General features: G+C 56.5%; 2 protein-coding genes and 2 pseudogenes. 2 read left to right on the forward strand and 2 right to left on the reverse strand.

Annotated features, from left to right (window positions below; translation table 11 throughout):
- Window positions 1-185: pseudogene (locus tag HV796_RS45130) on the forward strand (IS30 family transposase); the annotation flags it as partial.
- A 6-nt stretch (window positions 186-191) separates the two neighbouring features.
- Here the strand turns inward: HV796_RS45130 and HV796_RS41120 are convergent.
- Window positions 192-996: pseudogene (locus tag HV796_RS41120) on the reverse strand (IS5 family transposase).
- A 919-nt stretch (window positions 997-1915) separates the two neighbouring features.
- Here HV796_RS41120 and HV796_RS41125 point away from each other — a divergent pair.
- Window positions 1916-2521 carry an acyl-homoserine-lactone synthase gene (locus tag HV796_RS41125; RefSeq protein WP_175233397.1) on the forward strand — a complete coding sequence of 202 codons (606 nt, stop codon included), beginning with the start codon at window positions 1916-1918 and terminating at the stop codon, window positions 2519-2521.
- An 86-nt stretch (window positions 2522-2607) separates the two neighbouring features.
- Here HV796_RS41125 and HV796_RS41130 read toward each other — a convergent pair whose 3' ends face one another.
- Window positions 2608-2985 (reverse strand): DUF4902 domain-containing protein, encoded by a 378-nt coding sequence (locus tag HV796_RS41130; RefSeq protein WP_343053091.1) that lies wholly within the window; start codon window positions 2983-2985, stop codon window positions 2608-2610.
- Window positions 2986-3142 lie beyond the last annotated feature (157 nt).

Genomic DNA, 3142 nt, shown 5'->3' on the forward strand with positions numbered 1-3142 from the left:
AACGGGCTGCTGCGCCAGTATCTGCCCAAAGGCACGGACCTCCCGGTCTACAGTCAGGACGAACTCGATGCAATTGCCGACAGTCTGAACAGCAGGCCACGCGCGACTCACCGTTTCATTCACCATTCGAGGTCTTCGCTACAACCCTTGCATCAGCACGCCAGCCTCACGGCTCTAAACACTAAGAGCGGCTAACACAAGTCGTCCACGAAGCGTGAACAGATAACGGCAGCGGCCAGGGACAGCAACGCAACATGAATGTCGAGACGACGCTCGAAGCGAATGCGCAGTTTGCCGAAACCGGCGAACCAGGCATGCGTGCGCTCGACCACCCAGCGATACCGTCCGAGCCGCTCCTTGCTTTCCACACCGCGCCGGGCAATACGGGCTGTGATGCCGCGCTGCTTCAGGTAACGTCGGCAGCGGGCAAAGTCATAGCCTTTGTCTGCATGCAACTTGCCCGGGCGTTTGCGCGGCTGGCCGTTCAGGCCCGACACTGCCGGAATGGCATCGAGCGTGGACTCGAATGCCATCGAATCGTGCCGGTTGGCACCCGTGACTGTGATGGCCAACGGAATGCCGCGCGCATCTACGACGATATGCCGTTTCGACCCGAGCTTGCCCCGATCTGTCGGGTTGGGGCCAGTTTCCTGGCCCCCCGGGGGCTGGCAACACTGGCGGCATCAAGACTCGCCCGCTCCCAATCAATCTGGTCATGCTCACGCAACCGGCGAAGCATCGCCAGATGCAGTTGCTCCCAAACGCCTGCGACCTGCCAGTCTCGTAGCCGTCGCCGCACGTCATGCCGCTGCCGAAACCCAATTCCTTCGGGAGGTACTCCCACGGAATGCCTGTTTGCAGGACATACAGGATGCCATTCAAGGCTGCACGGTCATCCACCGTTCGGCGTCGGCCGCCTTTGGGCGATGGCACGAACTCTGGAATCAGCGGCTCCAATGCCGCCCATAACTCGTTACTGATTTTTCGTCTGGACATGCCGCCAGGATATGGATTTCACGGCACCATGTCCAGGTTATGTTAGCCGCTCTAAACCCGATGTTGCACTTCATCCTTGAAACCGCCTACTCAAAGTATGCGAATTGCGAGCATGCAGCCAATGACATGCCACCATAAAAAGTTATCGAAATATGCCGTACTGGCGAGAAAGGAGCCCGGACTGAGGCAGATCATTGCTGAATTCCTATCCCTGATACGATGCGAATTTATGAAGATGGCATAGGTGATGCCATTTATCGAACCACCATTTAGACATTAACAGTTGTATTTATTACAAACGTAAAAAAATTATAGCCGCGCCAATCGCAATTGTGCAAGTTCTCGACGCAAGAGAAGCCGGATCTTCGTGATTCCTTGACAGGTTGCGGTTATGTTCGCGACGCACGGTCCAGTCGCGCTGCCCCTCCGGATGCTATCGTCCTGAGGTGGTGGTATGCCTAGCCAGTCAACGCTGCGGTGACGTTCGCAAGAACGATGGCATGGCTTTCTTCAAAGCGCGTTTTCAAGCGGCAGCCCTAATCTCTGTTCGATGCGATTCGGTTACTGTCGGTGAATCCCTGCGGTCCCGCCACTCGCGGGATAATTCACTGACGTCACGCGGTGCAGTGCGCAGCGGGACCCAGCTTCGCGTAGCACCGGGGCCGAACCTCGATTCTGCGTTGGCGTTAGCGCGCGCACAAGAACACATAGGAATCGACTTTCGGATGTCCAGACAATCAAACGGATATCGCGAAAGTTGAGTCGTTTCGTGCATCGTGTCACATTTGCTCCCGTGGACAGTCGCCAAAAATCGAGAAATGCATGCCATCTTGCCACACGCCTCAACTATAAAAAATGATAGTTTTTATTAGAACGTGATCGGGGTTTTAATTTGCTCGCAACCACTAAGGAGGCCGTCATGCTCACCACGATTACGCGAACCGGGAAAAATCTGGCCGGCCTCAGGCGGACATTGGGGGAGTACCGTTACAAGGTTTTCATCGATCAGCTTGGCTGGCAATTACCGACAACCGATGGTATGGAACAGGATCAGTTTGATCAAGACGACACCTTGTACGTCATCGGCGTCGAAGAGCGCGGTGCTGTTGTTGCATGCGCACGACTATTGCCTACGAACCATCCCTATCTGCTATCGGAAGTTTTCCCCTTCCTGATGGAACCGGCGGTGCCCCCGCGCAGTGATCGCATCTGGGAACTGTCACGGTTCTCGGTAAGCCGTGTAGGAGAATCTGACCGGGCCATCATCGACGTCGAAAAAGCCACACGCACAATGCTCGCGGCCGCGGTCGTGGCCGCCGAGGAACAGGGCGCGGAACGCCTGATTACAGTCTCCCCGCTCGGCATAGAGCGGCTGTTGTCGCGCATGGGCGTGCACGCGCACCGCGCCGGACAGCCTCAGCGCGTTTTCGGTAGGCCGATCTTCGCATGCTGGATCGAGATCGACGAACAAACGAAGCGGTCACTCTTGCTCGCCCAGGATCCGCTGCATCTGACCATGGGCTGAGGGGCATGGGCCGGCTCGTGCCCGACGGCACCGCGAGCCGTTCCGGCCAACAAACAGCGATAGGAAAGCACGCGAAGACATCAACATCAATCGCCGCGGATACTCGACTGGACACTTGCTTGCCACTGCATGACGGCAATCCTCGTACGCAGAAAATCATTGGTAATGCCGGGCCCCAAGTCCTCCCTGCTCTCGCGCATCAGCATCAAGTTCGTGCCGATCGCGCCGAGTTCTGGCGGCACCATTTCGAAGTGCATGGCGTTGCTCTCATACCAGCTCCAGCCGAGCGAAATGCGTTCGTCTTTGAACATGCCCATCCATTCCGTGTATCCGCTTGACCGGGAGTCGAGGCCTGCCGCACGAAGCTCAGCCCGCACTTCGTCGTCCTCTGCGGACCAGCAATGGGTGAATCGAAGCGAATTAAACTCGGCTATCGTCAACCGCAAATAACCATCCATATGCATTTATGAACGAATCAAAAATTCAGGGAAATCATTTATCCCTACCGCCGCTGCCGCGGCCCGGATTTTTCTGGACACAGATTTGCTGTAAAACAGCTGTCCAGAAAAGGAGCTTTTCATGCTGAAGAAGGTGCCCACACAGGCTGTTGCGCCGCAGGCG

Source organism: Paraburkholderia humisilvae (assembly GCF_902859855.1).
In the GTDB taxonomy this organism is placed as follows: Bacteria; Pseudomonadota; Gammaproteobacteria; order Burkholderiales; family Burkholderiaceae; genus Paraburkholderia; species Paraburkholderia humisilvae.